We start from the raw sequence: 26,539 nt of genomic DNA on the forward strand, positions 1-26,539 counted from the left end.
ACCGCGTCCACCAGACGAGTCTGGCCCCTGAGGAGTTTCCATGAGCGAGTTGCGTTTTACTGAAGATCACGAATGGCTGCGCACCGAAGCCGACGGCAGTGTCACTGTCGGCATCACCGCATTCGCGCAGAACGCCTTGGGCGACGTGGTGTTCGTGCAACTGCCTGAGCTGCAGGCTTACGAAAAAGGCGCTGAAGCCGCCACCGTGGAATCGGTGAAAGCCGCCAGCGGCGTGTACATGCCGCTCGATGGCGACGTGCTGGAAGTCAACCCGGCGCTGGAAAACGCCCCGGAACTGGTCAACGAAGATCCGCTGGGCGAAGGCTGGTTCTTCCGCTTCCAGCCAAGCGACGCCGCCGCTGTCGGCGAACTGCTCGATCAGGACGCCTATGACCGCCTGATCAAAGCCCAAGCCGAAGCCTGAGGAATTACCCCATGACCGCCATCAATCTCGGCACCGCCAACGAATTCATCGCCCGTCACATCGGCCCGCGCGCCGGTGACGAGCAAGCCATGCTCAACAGCCTCGGCTTCGATTCCCTCGAAGCGCTGAGCGCCAGCGTCATCCCGGAAAGCATCAAGGGCACCAGCGTGCTCGGCATGGACGACGGCCTCAGCGAGGCCGACGCCCTGGCGATGATCAAATCCATCGCCGGCAAGAATCAGCTGTTCAAGACCTACATCGGCCAGGGCTACTACAACTGCCACACGCCGTCGCCGATCCTGCGCAACCTGCTGGAAAATCCGGCCTGGTACACCGCTTACACCCCATACCAGCCAGAAATTTCCCAGGGCCGTCTCGAAGCGCTGCTGAACTTCCAGACCATGATCAGCGACCTCACCGGCCTGCCGATCGCCAACGCCTCGCTGCTCGACGAAGCCACCGCCGCTGCCGAAGCCATGACCTTCTGCAAACGCCTGAGCAAGAACAAGGGCAGCCACCAGTTCTTCGCCTCGATCCACAGCCATCCACAGACCCTCGACGTGCTGCGCACCCGTGCCGAGCCGCTCGGTATTGACGTGGTCGTGGGCGATGAGCGCGAACTGACTGACGTCACGCCGTTCTTCGGCGCGCTGCTGCAATACCCGGCGAGCAACGGTGATGTGTTCGACTACCGCGAACTGACCGAGCGCTTCCACGCCGCCAACGCTCTGGTGGCCGTGGCCGCTGACCTGCTCGCCCTGACCCTGCTCACCGCACCGGGCGAATTCGGCGCCGACGTCGCCATCGGTTCGGCGCAACGCTTCGGCGTGCCGCTGGGCTTCGGTGGCCCACACGCCGCTTACTTCTCCACCAAAGATGCGTTCAAGCGCGACATGCCGGGCCGTCTGGTCGGTGTTTCGGTTGACCGCTTCGGCAAGCCGGCCCTGCGTCTAGCGATGCAGACCCGCGAGCAGCACATCCGCCGTGAAAAGGCCACGTCGAATATCTGCACCGCCCAGGTGCTGCTGGCCAACATCGCCAGCATGTATGCCGTCTATCACGGCCCGAAAGGCCTGACGCAGATCGCCAACCGCGTGCATCACCTGACCGCGATTCTGGCCAAGGGCCTGACCGCGCTGGGCGCTCAAGTTGAGCAGGCAAACTTCTTCGACACCCTGACCGTTGCTACCGGCGCAGACACCGCTGCGCTGCACGACAAGGCGCATGCTCAGCAGATCAATTTGCGTGTGATCGACGCCGAACGTCTGGGCCTGTCGGTCGACGAAACCACCACTCAGGCTGATATCGAAACCCTGTGGGGCCTGTTCGCCGACGGCAAGACCCTGCCGGACTTCGCTGCGCTGGCCGCCTCGGTGCAGAGCACCATCCCTGCTGCGCTGGTGCGCCAGTCGCCGATTCTCAGCCACCCGGTGTTCAACCGTTATCACTCGGAAACCGAGCTGATGCGCTACCTGCGCAAACTGGCGGACAAAGACCTGGCGCTGGATCGCACCATGATTCCGCTAGGCTCGTGCACCATGAAACTCAACGCCGCCAGTGAAATGATCCCGGTGACCTGGGCCGAATTCGGTGCACTGCACCCGTTCGCCCCGGCCGCACAAAGCGCCGGTTACCAGCAACTGACCGATGAGCTGGAAGCGATGCTCTGCGCCGCCACCGGTTACGACTCGATCTCGCTGCAACCGAACGCCGGTTCGCAAGGTGAATACGCAGGTCTCCTGGCGATCCGCGCCTACCACCAGAGCCGTGGCGATGAGCGCCGCGACATCTGCCTGATCCCGTCGTCGGCCCACGGCACCAACCCGGCCACCGCGCAAATGGCTGGTATGCGTGTGGTCGTCACCGCGTGCGATGCGCGTGGCAACGTCGACATTGAAGACCTGCGCGCCAAAGCCATCGAGCACCGCGAACACCTCGCCGCGCTGATGATCACCTACCCGTCGACCCACGGCGTGTTCGAAGAAGGCATTCGCGAGATCTGCGCGATCATTCACGACAACGGCGGCCAGGTGTACATCGACGGCGCCAACATGAACGCCATGGTCGGCCTCTGCGCACCGGGCAAGTTCGGCGGCGACGTTTCGCACCTCAACCTGCACAAAACCTTCTGCATCCCGCACGGCGGTGGCGGCCCGGGCGTTGGCCCGATCGGCGTCAAGTCGCACCTGACCCCGTTCCTGCCGGGCCACGGCCAGATGGAACGCAAGGAAGGCGCGGTCTGCGCGGCACCGTTCGGCAGCGCGAGCATTCTGCCGATTACCTGGATGTACATCCGCATGATGGGTGGCGCGGGTCTGAAGCGCGCTTCGCAACTGGCGATCCTCAATGCCAACTACATTTCCCGCCGCCTCGAAGAGCATTACCCAGTGCTGTACACCGGCAGCAACGGCCTGGTGGCGCACGAGTGCATCCTCGATCTGCGTCCACTCAAAGACAGCAGCGGCATCAGCGTCGATGACGTCGCCAAGCGCCTGATCGACTTCGGCTTCCATGCGCCGACCATGTCGTTCCCGGTCGCCGGCACATTGATGATCGAGCCGACCGAAAGCGAATCCAAGGAAGAACTGGACCGCTTCTGCGATGCCATGATCCGCATCCGCGAGGAAATACGCGCAGTGGAAAACGGCACGCTGGACAAGGAAGACAACCCGCTGAAAAACGCCCCGCACACCGCAGCGGAACTGGTCGGCGAATGGACCCACCCGTACAGCCGTGAGCAAGCGGTGTACCCGGTCGCGTCGCTGATCGAAGGCAAATACTGGCCGCCGGTCGGCCGTGTCGACAACGTCTTCGGCGATCGCAACCTGGTGTGCGCCTGCCCGTCGATCGAAAGCTACGCTTAATGGAATGAGGGGCTGAATATCGGCCCCGATTTCAGCAATACCCTAGATCCCCCTGTGGGAGCGAGCCTGCTCGCGAAGGCGCCATTTCAGTCAACGTAAATGGTGGCTGATCCGACGCTTTCGCGAGCAGGCTCGCTCCCACAAGGGATCTGCACCGATCTCAAAAACTGCGCCAATCCCTATAACAAGAAACCGGAGAACCACTCATGTCGTTAAGCGTGTTCGACCTGTTCAAGATTGGCATCGGTCCCTCCAGTTCCCACACCGTCGGCCCGATGCGCGCTGCTGCGCGCTTTGCCGAGGGTCTACGCCGTGAAAACCTGCTGACCAGCACCGCCAGCGTGCGTGTCGAGCTGTACGGTTCGCTCGGTGCTACCGGCAAAGGTCACGGCAGCGATAAAGCCGTGCTGCTCGGCCTTGAAGGCGAGCACCCGGACACAGTCGACACCGAAACCGTCGCCGCGCGCCTGCAGGAAATTCGCGGCAACGGCCGCTTGAACCTGCTCGGCGAACACTGCATTGCGTTCAACGAGAAAGAACATCTGGCAATGATCCGCAAACCGTTGGCCTATCACCCCAACGGCATGATCTTTCGCGCCTTCGATGCGGCGGGGATTCAGATTCGCAGTCGCGAGTACTACTCGGTTGGCGGTGGTTTTGTCGTCGATGAAGATGCGGCCGGTGCCGATCGCATCGTCGAAGACGCCACGCCACTGACCTTCCCTTTCAAAAGCGCCAAGGACTTGCTCGTTCATTGCGCTACGTACGGGCTGTCGATCAGCCAGGTGATGCTGACCAATGAAAGCGCCTGGCGCCCGGAAGCCGAAACCCGTGCCGGCCTGCTGAAAATCTGGCAGGTGATGCAGGACTGCGTCGCTGCTGGCTGTCGTAACGAAGGTATCTTGCCGGGCGGTTTGAAGGTCAAACGCCGGGCGGCGGCGCTGCATCGGCAATTGTGCAAGAACCCGGAATCGGCCCTGCGCGATCCGTTGTCGGTGCTCGACTGGGTCAATCTTTATGCACTGGCGGTCAACGAAGAAAACGCCAATGGCGGACGCGTGGTCACTGCGCCCACCAATGGCGCGGCGGGGATCATTCCGGCGGTGCTGCATTACTACATGCGTTTTATCCCCGGGGCGAATGACGACGGTGTCGTGCGTTTTCTGCTGACCGCTGCCGCAATCGGCATTCTTTACAAGGAAAACGCTTCGATCTCCGGCGCCGAAGTCGGTTGTCAGGGTGAAGTCGGTGTGGCCTGTTCAATGGCGGCCGGCGCTCTGTGCGAAGTGCTCGGCGGCAGCGTGCAGCAAGTCGAGAACGCCGCGGAAATCGGCATGGAACACAACCTCGGTTTGACCTGCGACCCGATCGGCGGCCTGGTACAAGTCCCGTGCATCGAGCGCAATGCGATGGGTTCGGTGAAAGCCATCAATGCCGTGCGCATGGCCATGCGTGGCGACGGCCAGCATTTCGTCTCCCTCGACAAAGTCATCCGCACCATGCGCCAGACCGGCGCCGACATGAAAAGCAAATACAAGGAAACCGCCCGCGGCGGCCTGGCGGTCAACATTATCGAATGCTGATTACGAACTCAGCCAAACGTAACTAGCTCCCTCTCCCTCCGGGAGAGGGCTGGGGTGAGGGGCTCTTGATCTTGCCTCTCACCCGCAACCCAAATTCAAAGGAGCCACGCATGTCCACCGAACAACTCTCGAAAACCCCGCTGCACGCACTGCACCTCGAACTCGGCGCGCGCATGGTGCCGTTCGCCGGCTACGACATGCCCGTGCAATATCCGCTCGGGGTGATGAAAGAACACCAGCACACCCGCGAACAGGCGGGGCTGTTCGACGTCTCGCACATGGGCCAGATTCGTCTGACCGGTGCCAATGCGGCCAAAGCCCTGGAAACCCTGGTGCCGGTGGACATCATCGACCTGCCGGTGGGCATGCAGCGTTATGCGATGTTCACCAACGAAAGCGGCGGCATCCTCGACGACCTGATGGTTGCCAATCTGGGCAATGACGAGTTGTTCCTGGTGGTCAACGCCGCGTGCAAGGATCAGGATCTCGCGCATCTGCAAAAACACATCGGCGATCAGTGCACCATTACGGCGCTGTTCGAAGAGCGCGCCCTGCTCGCCCTGCAAGGTCCGGCAGCCGTCACGGTGCTGGCGCGTCTTGCGCCGGACGTGACGAAGATGACCTTCATGCAGTTCAACCGTGTGTCGTTGCTGGGCGTGGACTGCTTTGTCAGCCGTTCGGGCTACACCGGTGAAGACGGTTTCGAAATCTCTGTACCGGCCGCTGAAGCGGAGAAACTCGCCCGCGCCCTGCTCGCCGAACCAGAGGTTCAGGCCATCGGTCTTGGCGCCCGCGACTCGCTGCGTCTGGAAGCCGGCCTGTGCCTGTACGGCCATGACATGAACACCGAAACCACGCCGATCGAAGCCAGCCTGCTTTGGGCGATCTCCAAGCCCCGCCGCGCCGATGGCGCGCGGGCCGGCGGTTTCCCGGGCGCCGAGCAGATATTCGCGCAGCAACAGAACGGCGTCGCACGCAAACGCGTCGGCCTGCTGCCACAGGAGCGTACCCCGGTGCGTGAAGGCGCAGAGATCGTCAACGAGGCCGGCGAGATCATCGGCAGCGTCTGCAGCGGCGGCTTTGGTCCAACCTTGGGCGGGCCATTGGCGATGGGTTACCTCGACAGCGCCTACGTCACGCTCGATACGCCCGTATGGGCCATCGTCCGTGGGAAAAAGGTGCAAATGCTTGTAAGCAAAATGCCATTTGTTCCACAACGCTACTATCGCGGTTGATCGACTGTTTCTATAAGTAACGCGATTGCGTTATGCGTGCACTAATGTGTAACGCAATCGCCATAAAACAGTGCGTTTTTTATCATCTGTTTCGAATATGAACGTTGCTTATAACGACTGCAAAAAACTGAACCAGACAATCGTCCAAGACTGCACTAGTGAACTGACTAATTGCCGCGAAGAGCAGTAAAACCGGGGCCTTCGCAGGGCTTGTTTTTTCTCCCGTAGTTGGCGTAGAGTTTGTCCACTGTGTTTGCATGGGTCAGCTTGGAATCGTGACCTGGGCAGTAGCCTACAAGTTAGCTACATCCCGCTCGACGTCTTCTTACTCCTTGCAACCAGCTCCAGTACTCTTTCATGTGAAAGGGGCTGTCATCAATTTATGCGTCAAAGGAAATAAGAAATGTCCACACGTCAGAGCGGTACCGTCAAGTGGTTTAACGACGAGAAAGGTTTTGGTTTTATCACTCCAGAAAGCGGTCCGGATCTGTTCGTACATTTCCGCGCCATTCAGGGCAACGGCTTCAAGAGCCTGAAAGAAGGCCAGAAAGTGACTTTCGTTGCTGTGCAAGGCCAGAAAGGCATGCAGGCTGACGAAGTACAAGCAGAAGCCTGATCTTCTGATACGAAAAAGCCCCTGATATTGATATCAGGGGCTTTTTTGTGCGCGCTTATCCGTAAAATGGCGCTTCCATTCGCGTCCCGAGGCTGCCATGTCGAAACACCTGCTCACGCCGCAAGGGGACTTTCCTCCCGTTGCTCTCGGTCGTCGTCTGGCGGCGATGTTCTACGACTTCCTGCTGTGCACCGCCCTGCTGATCGTCACCGGATTCATCTATAAGTTGATCCAGGCGGCGATCATTGGCGAAGAGCGTCTGCGAGTGATGACCGACGCCGGCCAGCTGGATGGTGATCCGCTCTACTCCACGGTGCTGCTGTTGGTATTGTTCGGCTTCTTCGCCAAGTTCTGGACCCACGGCGGGCAGACACTGGGCATGCAGGTGTGGGGGATCCGCGTGCAGAACGCCAACGGCACAGCGATCAGCCTGTGGCAGGCGCTGCTGCGCTTTATGGTGTCGATCGCGTCGTGGTTGTGTATCGGGCTGGGGTTCTTCTGGTCGCTGTTCGACAAGCAGAAACGCACCTGGCACGACATCTATTCGGATACGCGTGTGGTGCGGATCCCGAAGAAGAGCAAATAATTTCCATGCTCAAGAGTCGGCCTGTGGTGAGGGGATTTATCCCCGTCCGGCTGCGTAGTAGTCGTAAAGGAGCCCACGCGGTATCCCTGATATGCCGCGGTGTTTGATTTAGGGCGGCTTCGCCACCCAACGGGGATAAATCCCCTCACCACAGGGCTCACTCATACAAGGGGTTCTCTCAGGCGTTACCCGCCAATTTCATCCGCGCTGCCTGGGTGAAGTCGAGCATGCGCTTCAATGGGCGGATCGCTTGGGGAATCAGCGCCGGATCGACAAAGATCTCGTTGGTGCCTTCCTTCAAGCTCTTGAGCGTGCGCTCAAGGGTGTTCATGGCCATCCACGGGCAATGTGCGCAACTGCGGCAAGCCGCGCCGTTACCGGCGGTAGGCGCTTCGATGAACACCTTGTCCGGGCACAGCTGCTGCATCTTGTAGAAGATGCCACGGTCGGTGGCGACGATCAGGGTCTTGTTCGGCAGGCTTTGCGCGGCAGCGATCAACTGGCTGGTGGAACCGACGGCGTCCGCCAGTTCGATCACCGAAGTCGGCGACTCGGGATGCACCAGAATCGCCGCGTCCGGGTACAGCGCCTTCATGTCTTCGAGCTGCTTGGACTTGAATTCTTCATGGACGATGCAAGCACCGTCCCACAGCAGCATGTCGGCGCCGGTCTTGCGCTGAATATAAGTGCCCAAGTGCTTGTCCGGGCCCCAGATGATCGTCTCGCCGTTGTCCATCAGGCTTTCGACGATCTCCAGTGCACAGCTCGAAGTCACCACCCAGTCAGCCCGAGCCTTCACGGCGGCGGAAGTATTGGCATAAACCACCACGGTGCGTTCCGGGTGCTGGTCGCAGAACGCCGAGAACTCATCGACCGGGCAACCCAGGTCCAGCGAGCACGTCGCCTCCAGGGTCGGCATCAGCACGCGTTTTTCCGGGTTGAGAATCTTTGCAGTCTCGCCCATGAACTTCACGCCGGCGACCACCACGGTCTTGGCCGGATGGGCATTGCCGAAGCGGGCCATTTCCAGGGAATCGGATACACAGCCGCCGGTCTCTTCGGCCAGGGCCTGAATCACCGGATCGCAATAAAAGTGGGCAACCAGCACCGCGTCCTGAGCCTTGAGCTCGGCGGCGATGGCGGAACGGTAATAAGCCTCCTCTTCTGCCGTCAGCGGTTTGGGCTGTTTGGCGTCGAGGTGGGCTTGAACCAGAAGGCGTTCGGAAATCTGCGTCATGTTCGCAAGACCTGCAGGCGCATTCGCGCGAAAGTCGAGTATACACCCGGCTCCGGACCGTTAGAGGGTACCGCCGGGAGAGTGAGTATCATCAGGCACGGACAGCGTTGAAGCTGCGCAAGGCTACAGAATATCCCGTTGATACAAAAGATGATTCTGACCTGTGTCAGGCCGCCCGCGCTGAAACGTCGAACGCCCGAATTGCAGGCAAAAAAAAACCCGGAAATCCTCACTTTCGTGGGCCTTCCGGATTTTCTAAACCGCCAAATATGGTGGGTCGTGTGGGATTCGAACCTACGACCAATTGGTTAAAAGCCAACTGCTCTACCAACTGAGCTAACGACCCGCTGTGTGGTGGCGCGTATAATACTGATTTTTAAGGACTATTCAACACCTTTTTTGAAAAAGATCAAAAATAAGGAGTTGGATCGCTCACACCCGCCGCCGCGAAGCCTTCAGCACGCAGGCGGCAGCTGTCGCATTTGCCGCAGGCGCGGCCGTCATCGTCTGCCTGATAGCAGGAAACCGTCAGGCCATAATCCACGCCCAGCTTCACGCCAGCCTGGACGATCTGCGCCTTGCTCAGGTTTTGCAGTGGCGCCTGAATGCGGAAGCCATTGCCTTCCACGCCCGCTTTGGTGGCCAGGTTGGCCATGCGCTCGAACGACTCGATGAACTCGGGACGGCAATCCGGATAGCCGGAATAATCCACTGCATTGACGCCGATGAAGATGTCGCGCGCGCCGAGCACTTCGGCCCAACCCAGCGCCAACGACAGAAACACGGTGTTGCGTGCCGGCACATAAGTCACCGGAATGCCTTCGCCCAGCTCTTCCGGAATGTCGATGCTGGTGTCAGTCAGCGCCGAGCCGCCCATGCCGTTGAGATTCAGGCCAATGACCTTGTGCTCGACCACTCCCAGATCGCGAGCAACGCGGGCGGCGGCATGCAATTCAGCATGGGAGCGCTGGCCGTAATCGAAGCTCATGGTATAGCAGGCGTAGCCTTCGGCGCGTGCCATCGCCACCACGGTGGCCGAGTCGAGGCCGCCCGAAAGCAGGATAACGGCACGTTTTTCGGTAGTGTTCAGTTGCTCAATCATCTCAGCGCCCCGGCTCATCATTCCATAGATATTTATGCAACTGCAGTTGCAGCCGCACTGGCAGGTTATCTGCCACCACCCAATCCGCCAGATCCCTGGCATTGAGGTCATGATGACTTGGGGAGAAAAGCACTTCACCCGCACGTCGATCAAGCCCGTACTGGATCAGTTTCGATACCGCCCAGTCATAGTCTTCCCGCGAGCAGATGACAAACTTCACCTGATCGTTGCGGGTCAGCAGTTCGATGTTCTCGTAACGGTTGCGATGGGCTTCTTTCGAGCCCGGCGTTTTCAGGTCGACGACGCGACTGACACGCGGATCGACGGCGGACACGTCGAGGGCGCCGCTGGTTTCCAGCGACACCTCGTAACCGGCATCACACAACCGTTCAAGCAAAGGAATGGCGTTCGGCTGAGCCAACGGCTCACCGCCGGTGACACAAACGTAACGCGGACGATAACCGGCCACTTGCTCAAGGATGTCGTCGAGGGTGCGGACGGTGCCGCCGCTGAACGCATAAGCGCTGTCGCAGTATTGGCAACGCAACGGGCAACCGGTCAGGCGCACGAAAACCGTGGGCAGCCCGGCAGTCCGAGTTTCCCCCTGCAACGAGTAGAAAACTTCGGTGATTCTCAATGTGTCTTGCATAGTCGCCACGGGCGTAACAGCTAAACAGGCTGTCCGCCTCCGTCAGGCACTTCAGGCAATCCCGCCAACGCGTAGACCACAAGAAGCGTGTTTCAGAAAAAGGGCGTGAATTCTAACGAAAAAACCCGCGACAAGCGCGGGTTTCTTCAAAACACGGATGAACAGGCTTACATGCGCTGCAAATCACGCTGGGCCAGCTGCGCGGCGGAAGTGCCCGGATATTGGGACACCACCTGCTGCAGAATGCCTTTGACCTTGTCGGTATGACCGAGGCGGCGTTCTACGTCAGCCAGCTTGTACAGCGAATCCGGCACTTTGTTGTGCTTGGGATACAGCTGCGAAACCTTGGCAAAGGCCTGACCTGCACCTTGCAGATCACCCTTGGCCAGGTTCACTTCGCCCAACCAGTACTGGGCGTTGCCCGCGTACTGGCTGTTGGGGTATTTGCGCAGGAAAGCGGCGAAGGCCTGGCTGGCCTTGTCGAAATCCTTGGCTTTGATCAGGTCGAAAGCGGCATCGTAATACAGCTTTTCCTTGGCCGGATCAGCCGGTTCGCTACCCGCAGCAGGGGCCTGGGCTGCCGCAGCAGCACCCGCGCCTGCGGCAGCACCGGCAGCAGCACTTGCATCGCCACCGGCAGAAGAATTCTCGGGAGTCGCGGCTGGTGCAACGCCGGATCCTATGCGCCGATCAAGATCCTGGTATCGCTCCAGGGATTCCTGCTTCATGCGCGAAACCTGATTCTGCAGTTCTTCGATCACGCCCTGTTGGCGCGAGATCTGATCCTGCATCTGTTGCAATTGGTTGAACAGCATGCCTTGTGCCGAGGCAGGGGCCGAAGCCGCTCCCCCGGCATAGGCGCCGTTCGTACCGTAACCCGCAGGCGGATAACTGCTCCCGCTATTGTTATAACCGGAGTTGTCATCGACCACAGGAACCGCAGCCCACGCCGCAAGCGGCGCGAGGCTGAGAGCCAGAACAGTTACAGCACGACGGCACGTTCGCATATCGAATTACTTACGCAGTTCGACGCGACGGTTCTGGGCCCAGGACTGCTCGTCGTTGCCGGTAGCAACTGGACGCTCTTCGCCGTAGGAAACCAGTTCCAGCTGAGCTGGGGAAACACCTTGCAGTACCAGGTAGCGCTGAACGGCTTTCGCACGACGCTCGCCCAGTGCCATGTTGTACTCACGAGTACCACGTTCGTCGGTGTTGCCTTCCAGAACAACGCGAGCGCCGTTTGCTTTCAGGTCTTTGGCGTGAACGTCCAGAGCGCGCATGGCTTCTGGCTTCAGGTCCGAGCTGTCGTATTCGAAGTAGAAGGTGGTGATTGCGCGCAGAGCAGCTTCTTCGCTCAGGGAACCGTCAACGGCACCGGTGTTTGCGCCGTAACCAGCGTTTGGATCAACAGCGCCTTCACCGGCGTTGTCGCCGCCTTTGGACGAGCAACCTACAGCTACAGCCATGGCCAGAGCCAGCGCAGCAAATTTACCAAACTTCAGCATTTCCATCGTGAAACTCCTAATGAACCCCAGTGTGTTAAGTAAAACGTGTAGCGCCCGCTCACTTCAGGTAAGGGGACCAGGACGGTTCTCTGACTTCGCCTTGAGCGGTAGGAAGCGGGAGCCTCACGCGTCCATTAATGGACACGAGCATCAAGACTCCCCGGCCCTGTTGGCGGGTGGCGTAGATTACCATGGTGCCGTTGGGCGCAACAGTAGGTGACTCGTCCAGAGTGCTATCAGTGAGGATCTTTACACTACCTCGCTGCAGATCCTGAGCTGCCACCTTGAAATTGGTGAAGCCATCCTGACGATGAATCATCACCAAAGTCTTTTCATCAGCCGAAAGTTTCGGGTTGGCGTTGTAGTTGCCCACGAACGTCACACGCTCGGCACCACCGCCACCGACGCTGGTTTTATAGATTTGCGGCTTGCCGCCACGGTCCGAGGTGAAATAGATGGTCGAGCCATCCTTGCCCCAGAACGGTTCGGTATTGATGCCCTGACCATTGGTTACGCGGCTGATCTGGCGCGAACCGAGGTTCATCACGTAGATGTCCGGGTTACCGTCTTTCGACAGAACGAACGCCAGGCGATTGCCATCCGGCGACCAGGCTGGCGCGCCATTGAGGCCTTCGAAGTTGGTGATCTGCTCACGGCGACCGGTGTCGATGTTCTGCATGAAGATACGCGGACGCTTCTGCTCGAACGACACGTAGGCGATACGCTTGCCATCCGGTGCAAAACGCGGCGACAGGATCGGCTCGCGCGATTGCAGCAGAGTCACTGCGCGGGCACCGTCATAGTCGGAACGTTGCAGGGTGTAACGCGTGTTCTTCTCGGAAAAACGCTCGGCCGTCACGTACAGCAGGCGCGTCGAGAAGGCACCCTCAATGCCGGTCAGCTTCTGGAACGACTGATCGGAAATGAAGTGCGCCATGTCACGGATCTGGTCGGTCGTACCGGAAACACTGCCGTCCGCCACTTTCTGCTCGGTGGCGACGTTGAACAGTGCCCACTGCACCTGCAGACGACCGCCCGCTGGAGCGATGCTGCCGACCATCATGTACTGAGCACCCACCGCCTTCCAGTCACGGAAGATGATTTCGCTCGGCTGGCTTGGCTGGCTAATCATGTTGGCTTTCGGAATCGGCGAGTAATAGCCCGAGTTGCGCAAATCGTTGCCAATGATTTCAGCCATGTCATCAGGCAGCACGGCGCCGCCCTGCATGCCGAACGGTACGACGGCGATCGGGGTGGCCCGATCGCTGCCGCTGGTGACCAGAATGTTCTTTTCATCTGCCGTCGCGATCCCTGCCATGCAGCAGATCACGACCAGCATTCCTCGAAGAAGGTTTCTCACAAGGCTAGATCCTCAGGTGTGAATGTCATCTTGAATGAACGATACGGAGCGAAATCGCTCGGCTTCATTCCCTGCATTTCTGTCAAACGTCCAATATTCTTCACTGCCGCGACTGCCGATGCATCGAACGGACCGTCACCACTGGACTTGGCGACGCTGACCGAAGTCACCGTGCCGTCCGGCAACATGCCGATTTGCAGCACGACCGTCATGCCTTTGCGCGCCGAAGGAGGACGAGCCCAGCCTTCCGCTGCACGAGCGCGAATCAGGTCATCGAAACTGCCGGCAACTTCGTCACCCTGCTCATCTGCCAGGGCCTGCTGACGCTGCGGCGTGTCGGAAAGCAGATCTGCCAGGGCCTGGGCCTTTTTGTCTTCGGCGGATTTGCGTGCCGCTTCCTGCGCTTTCTTCTTCGCAGCATCGGCAGCAGCTTTCTTCTTCGCGTCTTCGGCGACTTTCTTCTTCGCCTCTTCAGCTTCAGCTTTCTTCTTGGCGTCTTCTGCGGCTTTCTTCTTCGCGTCTTCGACGATCTTCTTCTTGGCTTCTTCGGCAGCGGCCTTCTTCGCCTCTTCCTCAGCAGCCTTTTTCGCTTCGTCTTCGGCCTTCTTCTTGGCTATATCAGCCAATTGTTTCTCTTCGGCCTTTTTCGCTTCGGCTTTCTTCGCGTCGTCGGCTTTCTTGGCTTCATCAGCCTTTTTCGCCTCGTCGGCTTTTTTCGCCTCGTCGGCCTTCTTGGCTTCCTCGGCCTTTTGAGCCGCTTCCTCTTTCTTTTGTTCCGCCGCCTTCACCGCTTCCTGCTCGATCTTTTTCTGCTCCATCTGTTCGACTTCGGTCTGGCGCGCGGCGGATTTCTTCGCCTCACCCGCAATCTTCTGATTGGTCTGGGTGGTCGCCTGACTTTTCGATTTCAGCTGGTACAGAGTCGCCTGGACGATCGGCTTGGCCGGCGGCAGTTCGGGCGTGAAGGCAAAACTGACGAACAGCATGCCGAACACCAGCACGTGCAGGACGATTGCCAGAACACTAGGCCAGAAGTAGCTTTCCGAGGCGGACGGCTCTCGCTGTTGCTGCATCAGGGGGCCTCGGTAATCAGACCAACGTTACCGACCCCGGCTTTCTGCAACCCGCCCATGGCACCCATGACGGCGCCGTAGTCGACAGTCTTGTCGCCACGAATGAACACCTGAGTGCGTTTGCCGCCCTCGGTGCCGGCGCGGATGATCTTGGTCACCGCGTCAGTCATCTGTGGCAGGGTCATGGCCCTGTCCTGTTGCTTCTCGGTGTCGACTTCGCTGCCAAGGTTCCAGTAGTAGGTCTTGTCAGCCTTGATCGAAATGGTCAGGACCTGAGTGTTGTTGTCCTGCGGCAAGGCTTCGCTGGAAACCTTGGGCAGATCAACTTTCACGCCCTGATTGAGCATCGGCGCGGTCACCATGAAGATGACCAGCAGCACCAACATCACGTCGATGTAGGGCACCACGTTCATCTCGGCGACCGGCTTGCGCTTTTTGCGAGCTCGAGCGATTAAAGCCATCGGGAAATACCTGCTTATTCTTCGCTGGTGTGCACTTTGCGGTGCAGGATCGCCTGGAATTCATCGGCGAAGGTGTAGTAGCGGCCCAGCAAGGTTTCGCTGCGCGCAGCAAAACGGTTGTAAGCGATGACCGCCGGGATCGCAGCGAACAGGCCGATCGCGGTGGCGATCAGGGCTTCGGCGATACCCGGAGCAACGGTGGCGAGCGTCGCTTGCTGGGCGCTGGCCAGACCACGGAAGGAGTTCATGATCCCCCACACGGTGCCGAACAGACCGATGTACGGGCTGACCGAACCGACGGTGGCGAGGAACGGCAGGCTCTGCTCGAGTTTCTCTTCTTCGCGCGAGATGGCCACGCGCATGGCACGGGCGACACCTTCCATCACGGCTTCAGGATCGACACCTGGCTGCTGACGCAGACGGGAGAATTCCTTGAAGCCGGCACGGAAGATCTGCTCCACGCCCGAATCCGGATCAGGGTTGCTGCCAGCCTGACGGTACAGTTTGGACAGGTCGATACCCGACCAGAAGCGCTCTTCGAAGCTCTCCAGGGCGCGTCGACCGGCGCGCAGCAAGTTGCTGCGCTGAAAGATCATGATCCATGAGGTCACCGATGCGGCCACCAGGGTCAACATTACCAACTGCACCACGATGCTGGCATTGCTGACCAGGCTCCACATGGAGGAATGGTCGACGACGTTAGCTTCCACGCTTTATCTCCTGCTTTGAGTGTGTACCCGGGCCGACCGCGTCGGCGAAGGCCGCACGCAGGTCTTCGGGAAGGGCCCGGGGTTTCAAACTGTCGGTGCGCACGCAGGCCACCAAAAACTGCCCTTCGCAGAGCAGCACATTATCCGTGGCCCGCCTGACCTGCTGTCGGAAGCGCAGGCTGGCACGGTTCAATTCGATTACATCAGCGCTTACCAGCAGTTCGTCATCCAGTCGCGCCGGCGCGTAGTAGCGCGCTTCGCTGGAATGCACGACGAACAACAGGTCCTCTCCGGCAAGCACAGATTGGGCAAAACCCAGTTCCCGTAGCCGCTCGGTTCGAGCCCGTTCCATAAACTTGAGGTAATTAACGTAATACACGATGCCGCCCGCATCGGTGTCCTCGTAATAAACGCGACAACGATGTGCGAACGGCTCAAGCCCGTTTTGCGCGCGCATACTCTAGTGCTTACTCCTCAGGTTGCCAATCCGGCCAGACAACTGTTTTTCGTGGTTTCAAAGCTTTAACGCAAAAGTACCGTCGTCTGACAGTACAAACCCTGAATAAATCACCAACAAATGTGTATCAATCGTCGACGGCGTCGAGAAACTCGTCTGCCACGGGCATCTCGCCCATGCGTGACGGAACATTCAAACCGAAATGCAGATAGGCATGCCGCGTCACTACCCTGCCCCGTGGCGTGCGCATGATGTAGCCCTGCTGGATCAGATACGGTTCGAGCACGTCTTCAATGGTGTGGCGTTCTTCACTGATCGCCGCCGCCAGACTGTCGATACCAACCGGACCGCCGTCGAACTTCTCGATCATGGTCAGCAGCAGACGCCGGTCCTGGTGATCGAAACCGTGTTCATCGACGTCCAGCAGGTTCAGCGCCAGATCCGCCACCGCTTTGGTGATGTGGCCCTTGGCGCGTACTTCAGCGAAATCGCGCACCCGCCGCAGCAGACGGTTGGCAATTCGCGGCGTGCCACGAGCGCGACGGGCGATCTCGAACGAACCTTCCGGGTCCAGCGGCAGACCGAGAATTGCCGCCGAACGACTGACGATCGTTGCCAGATCCGCCGTGCTGTAGAACTCCAGACGCTGGACGATACCGAAGCGATCACGCAACGGATTGGTCAGCATGCCGGCGCGGGTGGTGGCGCCGACCAGAGTGAAAGGCGGCAGATCGAGTTTGATCGAACGCGCCGCCGGCCCCTCGCCAATCATGATGTCGAGCTGAAAATCTTCCATCGCCGGGTACAGCACTTCTTCAACGATCGGCGACAGACGATGAATTTCGTCGATGAACAACACATCGTGCGGCTCAAGATTGGTCAGCAACGCGGCCAGATCACCCGGGCGTTCCAGCACTGGCCCGGAGGTGCTCTTGATCGACACGCCCATTTCCTGGGCAATGATGTTCGCCAGCGTGGTCTTGCCCAGCCCCGGCGGGCCGAAGATCAGGGTGTGATCGAGGGATTCGCTGCGGCCACGGGCAGCCTGGATAAACAGCTCCATCTGCTCGCGCACGGTCGGCTGGCCAATGTAATCAGCCAGGCTGACCGGGCGGATGGCCCGATCCTGGACTTCTTCGCGCTCGCGCGGGCTGTGCGCGGCGGCGATCAGACGATCAGCTTCAATCACTTAAATCATTCCCTTCAGAGCGCGGCGGATCAGGTCTTCGCTGCTCAGGTTCTTGTCTTTGATCGCGGAAATCGCCTTGCTCGCTTCCTGCGGCTTGTAGCCCAGCGAGATCAACGCGCTGACCGCATCGGTCTCGGCACTGTTGACCGGCGCCGGGCCGTCCGGCTGATTCGGCACCAGCGCGAACATCGCCGGCGAAGTTTCCCAGGCCTTGAAGCGATCTTTCAATTCCACCAGCAAACGCTCGGCGGTTTTCTTGCCAACCCCCGGCACCTTGGTCAGCGCCGAAGTGTCCTGAGACTGCACGCAGCGCACCAGCTCGTCGACTTCCAGGCTCGACATCAACGCCAGCGCCAGTTTCGGTCCGACGCCATTGAGACGGATCAGCTCGCGAAAGAAGTCTCGCTCACGCTTGCCGGCAAAACCATAGAGCAATTGCGCATCTTCGCGTACGACCAAATGGGTGTGCAGGGTCAGCGGTTCGCCGACCGACGGCAGACGATAAAGGGTGGTCATGGGCACTTCCACCTCATAGCCAAGGCCGTTCACATCGAGAATCAGGTGCGGCGGCTGTTTCTCAGCCAGGGTGCCGCGCAAGCGTCCAATCACGTTTTGAATCCTTGAGCGCTGGCCAGCCGTGGGCTGGCGACGATTGAAGGTGGCTTGCGCGCCGACAACACAGGCACCGCGAAGTCACTTTCGAGAAAATTGATGCTGATGCTATCAGAGACGCAGGCGCCCGCCACGACTGCGTGCGGTTCCCAGCCCGTGCGGCAGCAGGCTTGAGCGCGTGTGCGCATGGCAAATGGCAATCGCGAGGGCGTCGGAGGCGTCGATCTGCGGCTTGCTGGTCAACTTGAGCATGTGCATGACCATCATCTGCACCTGCTCCTTATTGGCCGCACCGGTGCCGACCACCGCCTGTTTGACTTGCGTGGCGGTGTACTCGGCGATTTCCAGACACTCTTCGGCGCCGGCGACAATCGCAGCGCCGCGCGCCTGCCCGAGCTTGAGCGCCGAGTCGGCGTTTTTCGCCATGAACACCTTTTCGATGCCCATGGTCACCGGGCCGTAGGTCTTGATGATTTCGCGCACGCCGCGATAGACGATCTGCAGACGCTCATGCAGCTCGCCGGAGCCGGTGCGAATGCAGCCCGAGGCCACATAGATGCAGCCACCCCGCCCGGTATCGCGAACGATCCCGTAACCGGTGATGCGCGAACCGGGGTCGATACCAAGGATTAAAGTCATAACGCCTGCAGATTCATAAAACGATTTACCTGACAGCCAATAGCAAATGTGGGAGCGAGCCTGCTCGCGAAGGCGGTATGTCAGCAGATACAGGTGCTGAATGACACACCGCTTTCGCGAGCAGGCTCGCTCCCACAAGGAAGACTAGTCGCTTATCAGCCAAGCTGAGCGGCGACGTCTTCCGGGATGTCCGCGTTGGAGTAGACGTTCTGCACGTCATCCAGGTCCTCAAGCATGTCGATCAGCTTGAGCACCTTCTCCGCGCCTTCCAGATCCAGCTCGGCGCTGGTGGTCGGCTGCATGACGATTTCCGCATCGTCGCCCTTGAACCCGGCCGCTTCCAGCGCGTTGCGCACCGCATAGAAACCGGTGAACGAGGTAAACACGTCGATCGAACCGTCTTCGTGGGTGACCACGTCATCGGCATCGGCTTCCAGTGCCGCTTCGGTCAGTGCGTCTTCATCGACGCCCGGAGCGAAGCTGATCTGGCCCTTGCGCTCGAACAGATACGCCACCGAACCATCGGTGCCGAGGTTGCCGCCACACTTGCTGAACGCGTGACGCACAGCCGCCGCAGTGCGGTTGCGGTTGTCGGTCATGCACTCGACCATCACCGCCACACCGCCCGGGCCGTAACCTTCGTAGGTCAGTTCTTCAACGTTGTCCGCTTCAGTGGCGCCGGCACCGCGCGCGACGGCACGGTCGATGATGTCGCGACTCATGTTCGCGCTCAACGCCTTGTCCAGAGCCAGACGCAGACGCGGGTTGGAACCCGGATCACCGCCACCCTGACGGGCCGCAACGGTCAGTTCACGGATCCACTTGGTGAAGATCTTGCCCCTCTTGGCATCCTGACGTTCTTTGCGGTGCTTGATGTTTGCCCACTTGGAATGACCTGCCATAACTTGCTCCGAATGCTCTTTGAAACCTTGCCCGCCCCGCCGAGGCAGCGGCCGGCAATTGAAAAATTCGACCTGAGAAAGAAAAAAGGCGCATCCGAAGATGCGCCTTCAGGCCCGTCTTACTCAGCCTTTGGCGTTTCGCGCAGGCGAATGTGCAGCTCGCGCAATGCCTTGGCATCCACTACGCCCGGAGCCTGCGTCATCACGTCGGCAGCACTCTGGGTTTTCGGGAAGGCGATCACTTCACGGATCGACTGGGCGCCGGTCATCAGCATCACCAGACGGTCCAGACCGAAGGCCAGACCACCGTGCGGCGGTGCACCGTACTTCAGCGCGTCGAGCAGGAAGCCGAACTTCTCTTCCTGTTCCGCTTCATTGATGCCCAGCAGACGGAATACCGCTTGCTGCATTTCCTTGCGATGGATACGGATCGAACCGCCGCCCAGCTCGGTGCCGTTCAAGACCATGTCGTACGCACGGGACAGTGCGCCGGCCGGGTTGGCTTCGAGCTCCTGCGGGGTGCACTTCGGTGCAGTGAACGGGTGGTGCAGCGCCGAGAAGCTGCCGTCGTCGTTCTCTTCGAACATCGGGAAGTCGACGACCCACATTGGCGCCCACTCGCAGGTCAGCAGCTTCAGGTCGTGACCGAGTTTGATACGCAGCGCGCCCAGGGCTTCGCTGACGATCTTGGCCTTGTCGGCACCGAAGAACACGATATCGCCATCGACTGCGCCAACGCGATCGAGGATCACGTTGAGCTTGTCTTCCGGGATGTTCTTCACGATCGGCGATTGCAGACCTTCAACACCGGCGGCACGCTCGTTGACCTTGATGTACGCCAGGCCCTTGGCACCGTAGATGCCGACGAACTTGGTGTAGTCGTCGATCTGCTTGCGCGGCATGCTCGCCCCGCCTGGAACACGCAGTGCGGCGATGCGGCACTTCGGATCGTTGGCCGGGCCGCTGAAGACTTTGAAGTCGACTTCTTTCAACTGGTCGGCAACGTCAACCAGTTCCAGCGGAATACGCAGGTCCGGCTTGTCCGAACCGTAGCGGCGCATGGCTTCTTCGAAGGTCATGTGCGGGAATTCGCCGAACTCCAGGTTCAGCACTTCCTTGAACAGGTTGCGGATCATCTGCTCGGTCAGGCCCATGATCTCTTTTTCATCGAGGAAGCTGGTCTCGATGTCGATCTGGGTGAATTCCGGCTGACGGTCGGCACGCAGGTCTTCGTCACGGAAGCACTTGGCGATCTGGTAGTAACGGTCGAAGCCGGCGACCATCAGCAGTTGCTTGAACAGCTGCGGCGATTGCGGCAGGGCGAAGAACGAACCGGCGTGGGTACGGCTCGGCACCAGATAGTCACGCGCACCTTCCGGAGTGGCCCGGGTCAGGATCGGCGTTTCGACGTCGAGGAAGCCGTTCTCGTCGAGGAAGCGACGGATGCTGGTGGTCATGCGCGAACGCAGGCGCAGCTTCTCGGCCATTTCCGGACGACGCAGGTCGAGGAAGCGATAGCGCAGGCGGGTTTCTTCGCCGACGTCGGAGAACTCGTTGAGCGGGAACGGCGGGGTTTCCGACTCGTTCAGCACTTCCAGTTCATAACCCAGCACTTCGATCATGCCCGAGGCCATGTTGGCGTTGGTCGCGCCGGCCGGACGCAGACGCACCTTGCCGGTGATCTTCACGACGTATTCGCTGCGCACGCGGTCGGCGGCGGCGAAGCTCTCGGCGCGATCCGGGTCGAACACCACCTGGGCCAGACCATCACGATCACGGATGTCGAGGAAAATCACCCCGCCGTGGTCGCGGCGACGGTGAACCCATCCGCAAAGGGTAATTTCCTGGCCTTCCAGGCTTTCGTTCAGTTGGCCGCAATAGTGGCTGCGCATCATGGTGTGGTTCGCTTCTCGTAATTCGAAATTCGGTGGAGATCCCGCCGCCATCAAGCAAGGCGGAAACTCACGCGTGTCGTTCGTTCAGGGTTTGAACCCTAGTCAGCTTTGTCGCCACCGGCCAGATTCTTCTTGGCTCCGGTCTTGAAGTCGGTCTCGTACCAACCGTTGCCGCTGAGGCGAAAACCCGGCATGGACAGCTGCTTCTTCAGTTCGGGCGCCTGGCAGGCAGGGCAATCGACCAACGGTGCGTCGCTGATCTTCTGAATGGCTTCCAACTGATGACCACAGGAAGCACATTGGTAATCGTACATTGGCATGGAGGTGTCTCGGCGATCAGATTGCTGCCGCGCGCAGGGCTTTGCGGCGAAAGCGCGGGATTATATCGATTAAATGCGGGCTGTGCAGCCGTAACGCTGCACAGCCCGCAACCTCGTTGCACCCGCCGTTCAGCGCGAAACTGCGGGTGCGAGATCTTTGATCCCGTTCATGACGCAAACCACCCGCACCAGCGCACTGAAATTCTTCACTCCGCCGTAACGCAGATGCACCTCACGATCGACGTGGGATAACAGTGTGCTGACCGAACAATGATTGTCCTCGGCCATGCCGCCGAGGATGTTCCAGTAGACCTGCTCGAGTCGCAGGCAGGTCGCAAAACCATTGAGGCGAATCGACCGCGACAGCGGCCGGATCAGATTCATGTCGAACTCGCTGACGAACGGATCGACCTTTATTACATGCCGCGAAGCCGACATCCTGTCGCTTCGCCTGTCTCCTTCTACCATAGCGTTGACACTCCTTTGCCATGACTGCTGATTTATAAGGCAACATCCTGCGCCTTCATAAAAACCCAGTGACAAAGTTAGCGCCATACGACTTGTTGACCAGCCTCGTAGGATAAGCCAACGACAACGGTAAGAGTCTGGAGAGCATGCGGACGACCTCAGGCCGTCCGCAGCGGCCGGGTCATTCCTCGAGCAGCGCGCGCAGCATCCACGCAGTTTTCTCGTGCACCTGCATGCGTTGGGTCAGCAGGTCAGCGGTCGGCTCGTCGCTGACCTTGTCCAGCAGCGGGAAAATGCCGCGCGCGGTACGGGTCACCGCTTCCTGACCTTCGACCAATTGCTTGATCATGTCTTCGGCGCTCGGCACACCGACTTCTTCTTTAATAGAAGAAAGACGCGCGTAGGTCGCGTAGGCACCCGGCGCCGGGAAGCCCAACGCACGGATACGCTCGGCGATCAAATCGACGGCCAGCGCCAGCTCGTTGTATTGCTCTTCGAACATCAGGTGCAACGTGCGAAACATCGGGCCAGTGACGTTCCAGTGGAAGTTATGGGTTTTCAGATACAGCACGTAGGTGTCCGACAGCAGTCGCGACAGCCCTTCGACGATGGATTTGCGGTCTTCTTCACTGATACCGATATCAATTGCCATGCTTGCCCCCTAACAGTGATTGAATTCATCCAGCAGGTTCGGTCCCACTGTAGCAAGGCAAGAGCCGGCTCGCAGCTATGAATCCGTGGTCAGACTGCGACAAATCGACCGTTTCTCTGCCGCTGGCCGGGCTGATTTGAGTAGCCGCAGGCTTTGCTGTTAAATAGGCAGTGTGTCGCCATGCCCTATTTTCCGGGGTGTTGCGCATAGGCTGATGCCGTGTACGTGTCCACCGCCTCTTATTTTGTCCTGAAGCGAACCGTGCGCCTTCAGCTCTTCCTTGTGAGCCGTCATAACGTGAGCCAATCAAAATGTTGAAAATCGTCCACCTGCTAATGGGCGCAGCAGCCTTGCTGCTGTCGTTCATACCCAGCCTGAAAGCCGAAGCCGTTCCTTACCTGCAACAGCCCGATGCACTTTACCTGGCCTTTTTCGGCCTGCTGAACCTGGTCATCGCTCCAGTGATTCCTTACTGGAACAAAGGCCCGCGGCAGCATCTGCAAAATCTGGTCAGCGCCCTTCTGGTACTGACTGTCGTCCTGCAAACTTTGACCCTGATCGCGCCGATGCCGGTCATCGCTGGCCAGCCGGCGGTGTTGTTCAGCCTGGTGATCGCCCTGGTTGCCGTGCTGCTGCATCTGGCCGTGAGCTTCTACAAATCGTCACCGGCCGCTGCGCCGACTACCTATGACATGAGCAATCGCGATACCGGCACCGTGAAGTGGTTCAACACTTCCAAGGGTTTCGGGTTTATCTCCCGGGATTCCGGCGATGATATTTTCGTGCACTTTCGCGCCATTCGTGGCGAAGGCCACCGCGTCCTGGTCGAAGGCCAGCGCGTCGAGTTCTCGGTAATGAACCGCGACAAAGGCCTGCAAGCCGAGGACGTGATCGCCGCCCTGCCGCGTCGCTGATCCAAAGCAAAAAAAACCGCGAGCAGCCTGACTGTTCGCGGTTTTTTTATGCCTGCCGAATGGCTCAATAATGCGGCGGCGGTGCATCTTCCTCAAAAGCACCGAACTGCCCGACCATCTCTTCGTGACGCTTGATCAGCGCTTCCATCTGCAATTGCAAGCGCTCGATGACCTTCTGCTGCGCCACCAGCACATCGTTCAATGCCTGAATGGTGTCATCCTGAAAGGCCAAACGGCTTTCCAGATCGGTAACGCGTCCTTCAAGGCTCATTACTCAGCCCTCCAAAAAAGTGAATTCATCGGTCAGCACCAGACGCAAGCGTTCGCGAATGGTCGCTACCTGTTCTGCGCTGTACGGCCTGGCCGGATGCTTGCCCCAGACCGGCGCCGGCCATGCCGCATCGTCACGCTTACGCACGATCACATGCATATGTAACTGGCTGACAACGTTACCCAGGGTTGCCACGTTCAGCTTGTCGGCGTCGAACGAATCCTTGAGCAACTCGGCGAGGGTGGTGGTTTCCTGCCACAGTTGCTGCTGATCGGCGACATCCAACTGAAACAACTCGCTGATATCCTCGCGGCGAGGCACCAGGATGAACCACGGGTAATTGCTGTCGTTGGACAGCAACAGCCGGCACAACGGAAAGTCGCCGATGACCAGGGCGTCCTGTTGAAGTCGTGAATCCAAAGCAAACACTGTGAGCACTCCCGCTGATCCTCTAACTCAGCTTAGCGGCGGCCCATTCGAAGCAGCGCGCCAAGCGACAGAACGGCAGCATACCTGCGAATGCAGCGAGCTTCACGCCGCTGCCAGCAGTAAATCGTCAGGCGCTCCGATATGAAACATTTATCCCGGCCGCGCACCAACACAGGCCCCGACATGAGCCTTGACGTGAAGAGCTGCACGAAAATCCTTGATCTGCCGTACCTCAGGTCAGTCGCCGCCAGATTGGCCAAGGCTGGATTCATGATTTTTTTGCACCAAAACTGCACAACACGACTACGCTCACTGGGTCGGGCATCCGCTAAATACTCAGTAAGGGGTGAACCGGTAACGTTTTTTGCTGTCCTGCGCACCCTGGGTACGCTGCAACACCATTGGGAGAACCTCGTCAAGCCCGCAGCAAAAAAGGCTCCGGAGCCCCGTTTTCACACGGTTTTCACATCTGCGAGCGGCCCATAGAAAAATAACCGCAGCGTTTTCGCGGTTTGTGCACGCTTGTTGCATTAGTAACCGTATGGACTATAAGCGCACCACTGGAAGTGGTCGCTTGAAGCCAATAAAAACAGTGGCAGGGTTGCCCGATGGAGATTCAAGTGTTTTGCCAGGGACTCTTTTTTAGCGATGCAAAAAAGGCCCGGAAACAGCGATAAAGTTGTCAGTCCGGCTGCATCGGTACTGTGAATTTGCGACATCCAGCGCTCCTTTTGCGACAACGCCGTAAAGAAGCTGAAAGGTTGATTTCGCAAGTATCGCCAACAATGTCGGCGTGATATAAGTTTGCGCCGACACAAAAAGAAAGAGCCGCCCAGATAATAAAACAGGTGGGACGGCAGTACTCTTCTAAAAACCAAAGGAGCAAATCACGATGCGCGTGATGAAGTGGAGCATGATCGCCCTGGCTGTTGCAGCAGGCACCTCGCAGTTCGCAATGGCGTCTTCTCAAGATGAAGCCAAAGGTTTCCTGGAAGATCAGAGCCTGAAACTGAAGACTCGTTTCGAATACATGAACCGCGACTACAAAAATGGCGCGGGCAACGTTTCCAACGGTGACGGCACTTTCAAAAGTGGCTATCGCCAGGATAGCGGTCTCAGCCAACTGCTGACTTACGAGTCGGGCTTCACTCAAGGCACCGTAGGCTTCGGTCTCGACGCCATGGCCATGGGTTCGGTAAAACTGGACGGCGGTTCGGGTCGTCGTGGTAACGGTTTGTTCGCCAACGACAGCGATGGCAACCCTGAGAAATCCCAGGGCAAGGTCGGCGGCGCAGTCAAATTCCGTGTATCCGACACCGTTCTGAAATACGGTCAGCAATTCGTTGCCAGCCCGGTTTTCGCCACTGACGACAGCCGTCTGCTGCCAGAAGTCGCCACCGGTACCCTGATCACTTCCAAAGAGATCAAAGGTCTGGAACTGAGCGCAGGTCGCTTCACCGCCCTCAGCAAGCAAACCGGCATGGGCCGCGACAGCATCGGTGGTCTGCCGGATGAAGATGGCAATGGCGGCAAAGGCCTGACCAGCATCAACATTTTTGGCGCCAGCTACTCGTTCACCGACAATTTCACCGGTGCACTGGCGGCTTCCGACGCTGACGACTACTTCAAGAAGTACTACGTCAACCTCAACTACACCTTGCCGATCAACGACGAGCAGTCGCTGAACTTCGACTTCAACGGCTACCACACCAAAGGCGACAGCCGCGGTGATCTGGTTGACGCAATTGGCGATGGCACCACCGGTGTAGACAACAACCTGTGGTCTTTGGCTGCTGCGTACAGCATCGGTGCTCACAAATTCACCCTCGCTCACCAGCGTTCCAGCGGTGACAACGCTTACTACTACGGCGTTGACGGCAACAGCACCATTTTCGTCGCCAACTCCATTCAGATCTCCGACTTCGTGGGCCGCGACGAGCGCTCTTGGCAAGCTCGCTACGACCTGAACATGAAAACTTACGGCGTACCTGGCCTGAGCTTCATGACCCGTTACGTAATGGGTGACCACATCACCACCAACGGTCTGGGTGAAGGTAAAGAGAACGAGTGGAACGCCGAGTCCAAGTACGTGGTTCAGGAAGGTCCGGCCAAAGACCTGTCGTTCCGTCTGCGTTACGCCATGTACCGCTCCAACGGTGCCTACAGCGGTTACTCGTCTGATAACAACGACACCCGTCTGATCATCGAGTACCCACTGAACATCCTCTAATAAGGATGCGAAGCTGACGTACTGTAGAGCTCTGCTCTAACAAAACCGCTCGCCTGAATCAGGTGGGCGGTTTTTTTATGGATGAATAACTAACCAAAAAGACAAACATTAGCTAGCTACTTATTAGCCAGCATAGTTTCATCGCGCCGATAAAAA

Annotated in this window: 28 protein-coding genes and 1 tRNA gene; 8 read left to right on the forward strand and 21 right to left on the reverse strand. The window is 59.0% G+C overall.

Features of this window, described 5'->3' with window-relative positions; all coding sequences use genetic code 11:
• Positions 1 to 40 precede the first annotated feature (40 nt).
• From gcvH to AB9L16_RS19670, 6 genes are all read left to right on the forward strand, one after another.
• A complete protein-coding gene (gcvH, locus tag AB9L16_RS19645) occupies positions 41 to 424 on the forward strand; it encodes a glycine cleavage system protein GcvH (RefSeq protein WP_150741947.1) in 384 nt (127 codons plus the stop codon).
• Positions 425 to 435: 11 nt separating this feature from the next.
• Positions 436 to 3,288, forward strand: a complete 2,853-nt coding sequence (gene gcvP, locus AB9L16_RS19650) for an aminomethyl-transferring glycine dehydrogenase (RefSeq protein WP_375122577.1) — start codon at positions 436 to 438, stop codon at positions 3,286 to 3,288.
• Between the two features lie 206 nt (positions 3,289 to 3,494).
• Positions 3,495 to 4,871, forward strand: coding sequence for an L-serine ammonia-lyase (locus AB9L16_RS19655; protein WP_056787927.1), 1,377 nt, complete (start codon positions 3,495 to 3,497; stop codon positions 4,869 to 4,871).
• A gap of 110 nt (positions 4,872 to 4,981) precedes the next feature.
• Positions 4,982 to 6,106: a glycine cleavage system aminomethyltransferase GcvT gene (gcvT, locus tag AB9L16_RS19660; protein WP_150741945.1), complete on the forward strand. Its 1,125-nt coding sequence runs from the start codon at positions 4,982 to 4,984 to the stop codon at positions 6,104 to 6,106.
• Between the two features lie 403 nt (positions 6,107 to 6,509).
• Positions 6,510 to 6,722 (forward strand): cold-shock protein, encoded by a 213-nt coding sequence (locus tag AB9L16_RS19665; protein ID WP_003227496.1) that lies wholly within the window; start codon positions 6,510 to 6,512, stop codon positions 6,720 to 6,722.
• A gap of 97 nt (positions 6,723 to 6,819) precedes the next feature.
• A complete protein-coding gene (locus AB9L16_RS19670; protein ID WP_016773510.1) occupies positions 6,820 to 7,308 on the forward strand; it encodes an RDD family protein in 489 nt (162 codons plus the stop codon).
• 178 nt (positions 7,309 to 7,486) lie between these two features.
• Here the strand turns inward: AB9L16_RS19670 and nadA are convergent, their stop codons facing one another.
• From nadA to AB9L16_RS19765, 19 genes are all read right to left on the reverse strand, one after another.
• Positions 7,487 to 8,545: a quinolinate synthase NadA gene (nadA, locus tag AB9L16_RS19675; protein ID WP_016773509.1), complete on the reverse strand. Its 1,059-nt coding sequence runs from the start codon at positions 8,543 to 8,545 to the stop codon at positions 7,487 to 7,489.
• 270 nt (positions 8,546 to 8,815) lie between these two features.
• A tRNA-Lys gene (locus AB9L16_RS19680) sits at positions 8,816 to 8,891 on the reverse strand.
• 63 nt (positions 8,892 to 8,954) lie between these two features.
• Entirely contained in the window at positions 8,955 to 9,647 is a 693-nt protein-coding gene (gene queC, locus AB9L16_RS19685) for a 7-cyano-7-deazaguanine synthase QueC (RefSeq protein WP_041479788.1), read from the reverse strand.
• Between the two features lies 1 nt (position 9,648).
• Positions 9,649 to 10,296, reverse strand: coding sequence for a 7-carboxy-7-deazaguanine synthase QueE (gene queE, locus AB9L16_RS19690; RefSeq protein ID WP_041479789.1), 648 nt, complete (start codon positions 10,294 to 10,296; stop codon positions 9,649 to 9,651).
• Between the two features lie 167 nt (positions 10,297 to 10,463).
• A complete protein-coding gene (gene ybgF, locus AB9L16_RS19695; RefSeq protein WP_024014085.1) occupies positions 10,464 to 11,303 on the reverse strand; it encodes a tol-pal system protein YbgF in 840 nt (279 codons plus the stop codon).
• 6 nt (positions 11,304 to 11,309) lie between these two features.
• Positions 11,310 to 11,807: a peptidoglycan-associated lipoprotein Pal gene (gene pal, locus AB9L16_RS19700; protein ID WP_003178634.1), complete on the reverse strand. Its 498-nt coding sequence runs from the start codon at positions 11,805 to 11,807 to the stop codon at positions 11,310 to 11,312.
• Between the two features lie 52 nt (positions 11,808 to 11,859).
• The gene (gene tolB, locus AB9L16_RS19705; protein ID WP_164488347.1) at positions 11,860 to 13,140 is read right to left on the reverse strand and encodes a Tol-Pal system beta propeller repeat protein TolB; all 1,281 of its coding nucleotides are present in this window, start codon (positions 13,138 to 13,140) and stop codon (positions 11,860 to 11,862) included.
• Between the two features lie 17 nt (positions 13,141 to 13,157).
• Positions 13,158 to 14,234: a cell envelope integrity protein TolA gene (gene tolA, locus AB9L16_RS19710; RefSeq protein ID WP_016773505.1), complete on the reverse strand. Its 1,077-nt coding sequence runs from the start codon at positions 14,232 to 14,234 to the stop codon at positions 13,158 to 13,160.
• A complete protein-coding gene (tolR, locus tag AB9L16_RS19715; protein WP_160767866.1) occupies positions 14,234 to 14,686 on the reverse strand; it encodes a protein TolR in 453 nt (150 codons plus the stop codon). Before tolR ends, tolA begins: the two co-directional genes overlap by 1 nt.
• A 23-nt stretch (positions 14,687 to 14,709) precedes the next feature.
• A complete protein-coding gene (gene tolQ / locus AB9L16_RS19720; protein ID WP_008080223.1) occupies positions 14,710 to 15,405 on the reverse strand; it encodes a protein TolQ in 696 nt (231 codons plus the stop codon).
• A complete protein-coding gene (gene ybgC / locus AB9L16_RS19725) occupies positions 15,395 to 15,862 on the reverse strand; it encodes a tol-pal system-associated acyl-CoA thioesterase (protein WP_252868155.1) in 468 nt (155 codons plus the stop codon). Before ybgC ends, tolQ begins: the two co-directional genes overlap by 11 nt.
• A gap of 127 nt (positions 15,863 to 15,989) precedes the next feature.
• The gene (gene ruvB / locus AB9L16_RS19730; RefSeq protein WP_024014087.1) at positions 15,990 to 17,051 is read right to left on the reverse strand and encodes a Holliday junction branch migration DNA helicase RuvB; all 1,062 of its coding nucleotides are present in this window, start codon (positions 17,049 to 17,051) and stop codon (positions 15,990 to 15,992) included.
• Positions 17,052 to 17,660 carry a Holliday junction branch migration protein RuvA gene (gene ruvA / locus AB9L16_RS19735; protein ID WP_024014088.1) on the reverse strand — a complete coding sequence of 203 codons (609 nt, stop codon included), beginning with the start codon at positions 17,658 to 17,660 and terminating at the stop codon, positions 17,052 to 17,054. It lies immediately after the preceding gene.
• A gap of 114 nt (positions 17,661 to 17,774) precedes the next feature.
• Positions 17,775 to 18,302: a crossover junction endodeoxyribonuclease RuvC gene (gene ruvC, locus AB9L16_RS19740; RefSeq protein ID WP_016773501.1), complete on the reverse strand. Its 528-nt coding sequence runs from the start codon at positions 18,300 to 18,302 to the stop codon at positions 17,775 to 17,777.
• 155 nt (positions 18,303 to 18,457) lie between these two features.
• Entirely contained in the window at positions 18,458 to 19,204 is a 747-nt protein-coding gene (locus AB9L16_RS19745) for a YebC/PmpR family DNA-binding transcriptional regulator (RefSeq protein WP_024014089.1), read from the reverse strand.
• Between the two features lie 119 nt (positions 19,205 to 19,323).
• Positions 19,324 to 21,099 (reverse strand): aspartate--tRNA ligase, encoded by a 1,776-nt coding sequence (gene aspS / locus AB9L16_RS19750; RefSeq protein WP_041479793.1) that lies wholly within the window; start codon positions 21,097 to 21,099, stop codon positions 19,324 to 19,326.
• 98 nt (positions 21,100 to 21,197) lie between these two features.
• Positions 21,198 to 21,419 (reverse strand): FmdB family zinc ribbon protein, encoded by a 222-nt coding sequence (locus AB9L16_RS19755; RefSeq protein ID WP_016773499.1) that lies wholly within the window; start codon positions 21,417 to 21,419, stop codon positions 21,198 to 21,200.
• A gap of 129 nt (positions 21,420 to 21,548) precedes the next feature.
• Positions 21,549 to 21,887 (reverse strand): ribbon-helix-helix domain-containing protein, encoded by a 339-nt coding sequence (locus AB9L16_RS19760; protein ID WP_038861040.1) that lies wholly within the window; start codon positions 21,885 to 21,887, stop codon positions 21,549 to 21,551.
• A 181-nt stretch (positions 21,888 to 22,068) separates the two neighbouring features.
• Positions 22,069 to 22,539, reverse strand: coding sequence for a Dps family protein (locus AB9L16_RS19765; protein WP_041479794.1), 471 nt, complete (start codon positions 22,537 to 22,539; stop codon positions 22,069 to 22,071).
• Positions 22,540 to 22,850: 311 nt separating this feature from the next.
• On the opposite strand from AB9L16_RS19765, the gene AB9L16_RS19770 reads away from it, so the two are divergent.
• The gene (locus AB9L16_RS19770; RefSeq protein WP_016773496.1) at positions 22,851 to 23,453 is read left to right on the forward strand and encodes a cold-shock protein; all 603 of its coding nucleotides are present in this window, start codon (positions 22,851 to 22,853) and stop codon (positions 23,451 to 23,453) included.
• A 64-nt stretch (positions 23,454 to 23,517) separates the two neighbouring features.
• On the opposite strand, the gene AB9L16_RS19775 is transcribed toward AB9L16_RS19770, so the two are convergent.
• Together AB9L16_RS19775 and AB9L16_RS19780 are read right to left on the reverse strand one after the other, a co-directional pair.
• Positions 23,518 to 23,724 carry a SlyX family protein gene (locus AB9L16_RS19775; RefSeq protein ID WP_041479795.1) on the reverse strand — a complete coding sequence of 69 codons (207 nt, stop codon included), beginning with the start codon at positions 23,722 to 23,724 and terminating at the stop codon, positions 23,518 to 23,520.
• Between the two features lie 3 nt (positions 23,725 to 23,727).
• Positions 23,728 to 24,153, reverse strand: a complete 426-nt coding sequence (locus AB9L16_RS19780) for an HIT domain-containing protein (protein ID WP_122611781.1) — start codon at positions 24,151 to 24,153, stop codon at positions 23,728 to 23,730.
• Between the two features lie 892 nt (positions 24,154 to 25,045).
• On the opposite strand from AB9L16_RS19780, the gene AB9L16_RS19785 reads away from it, so the two are divergent.
• Positions 25,046 to 26,383, forward strand: a complete 1,338-nt coding sequence (locus AB9L16_RS19785) for an OprD family porin (RefSeq protein ID WP_016773493.1) — start codon at positions 25,046 to 25,048, stop codon at positions 26,381 to 26,383.
• The last annotated feature ends 156 nt before the right edge of the window (positions 26,384 to 26,539 follow it).

The sequence above is a fragment of the Pseudomonas sp. LW8 genome (genome assembly GCF_041956865.1).
Classification (GTDB): Bacteria; Pseudomonadota; Gammaproteobacteria; order Pseudomonadales; family Pseudomonadaceae; genus Aquipseudomonas; species Aquipseudomonas siliginis.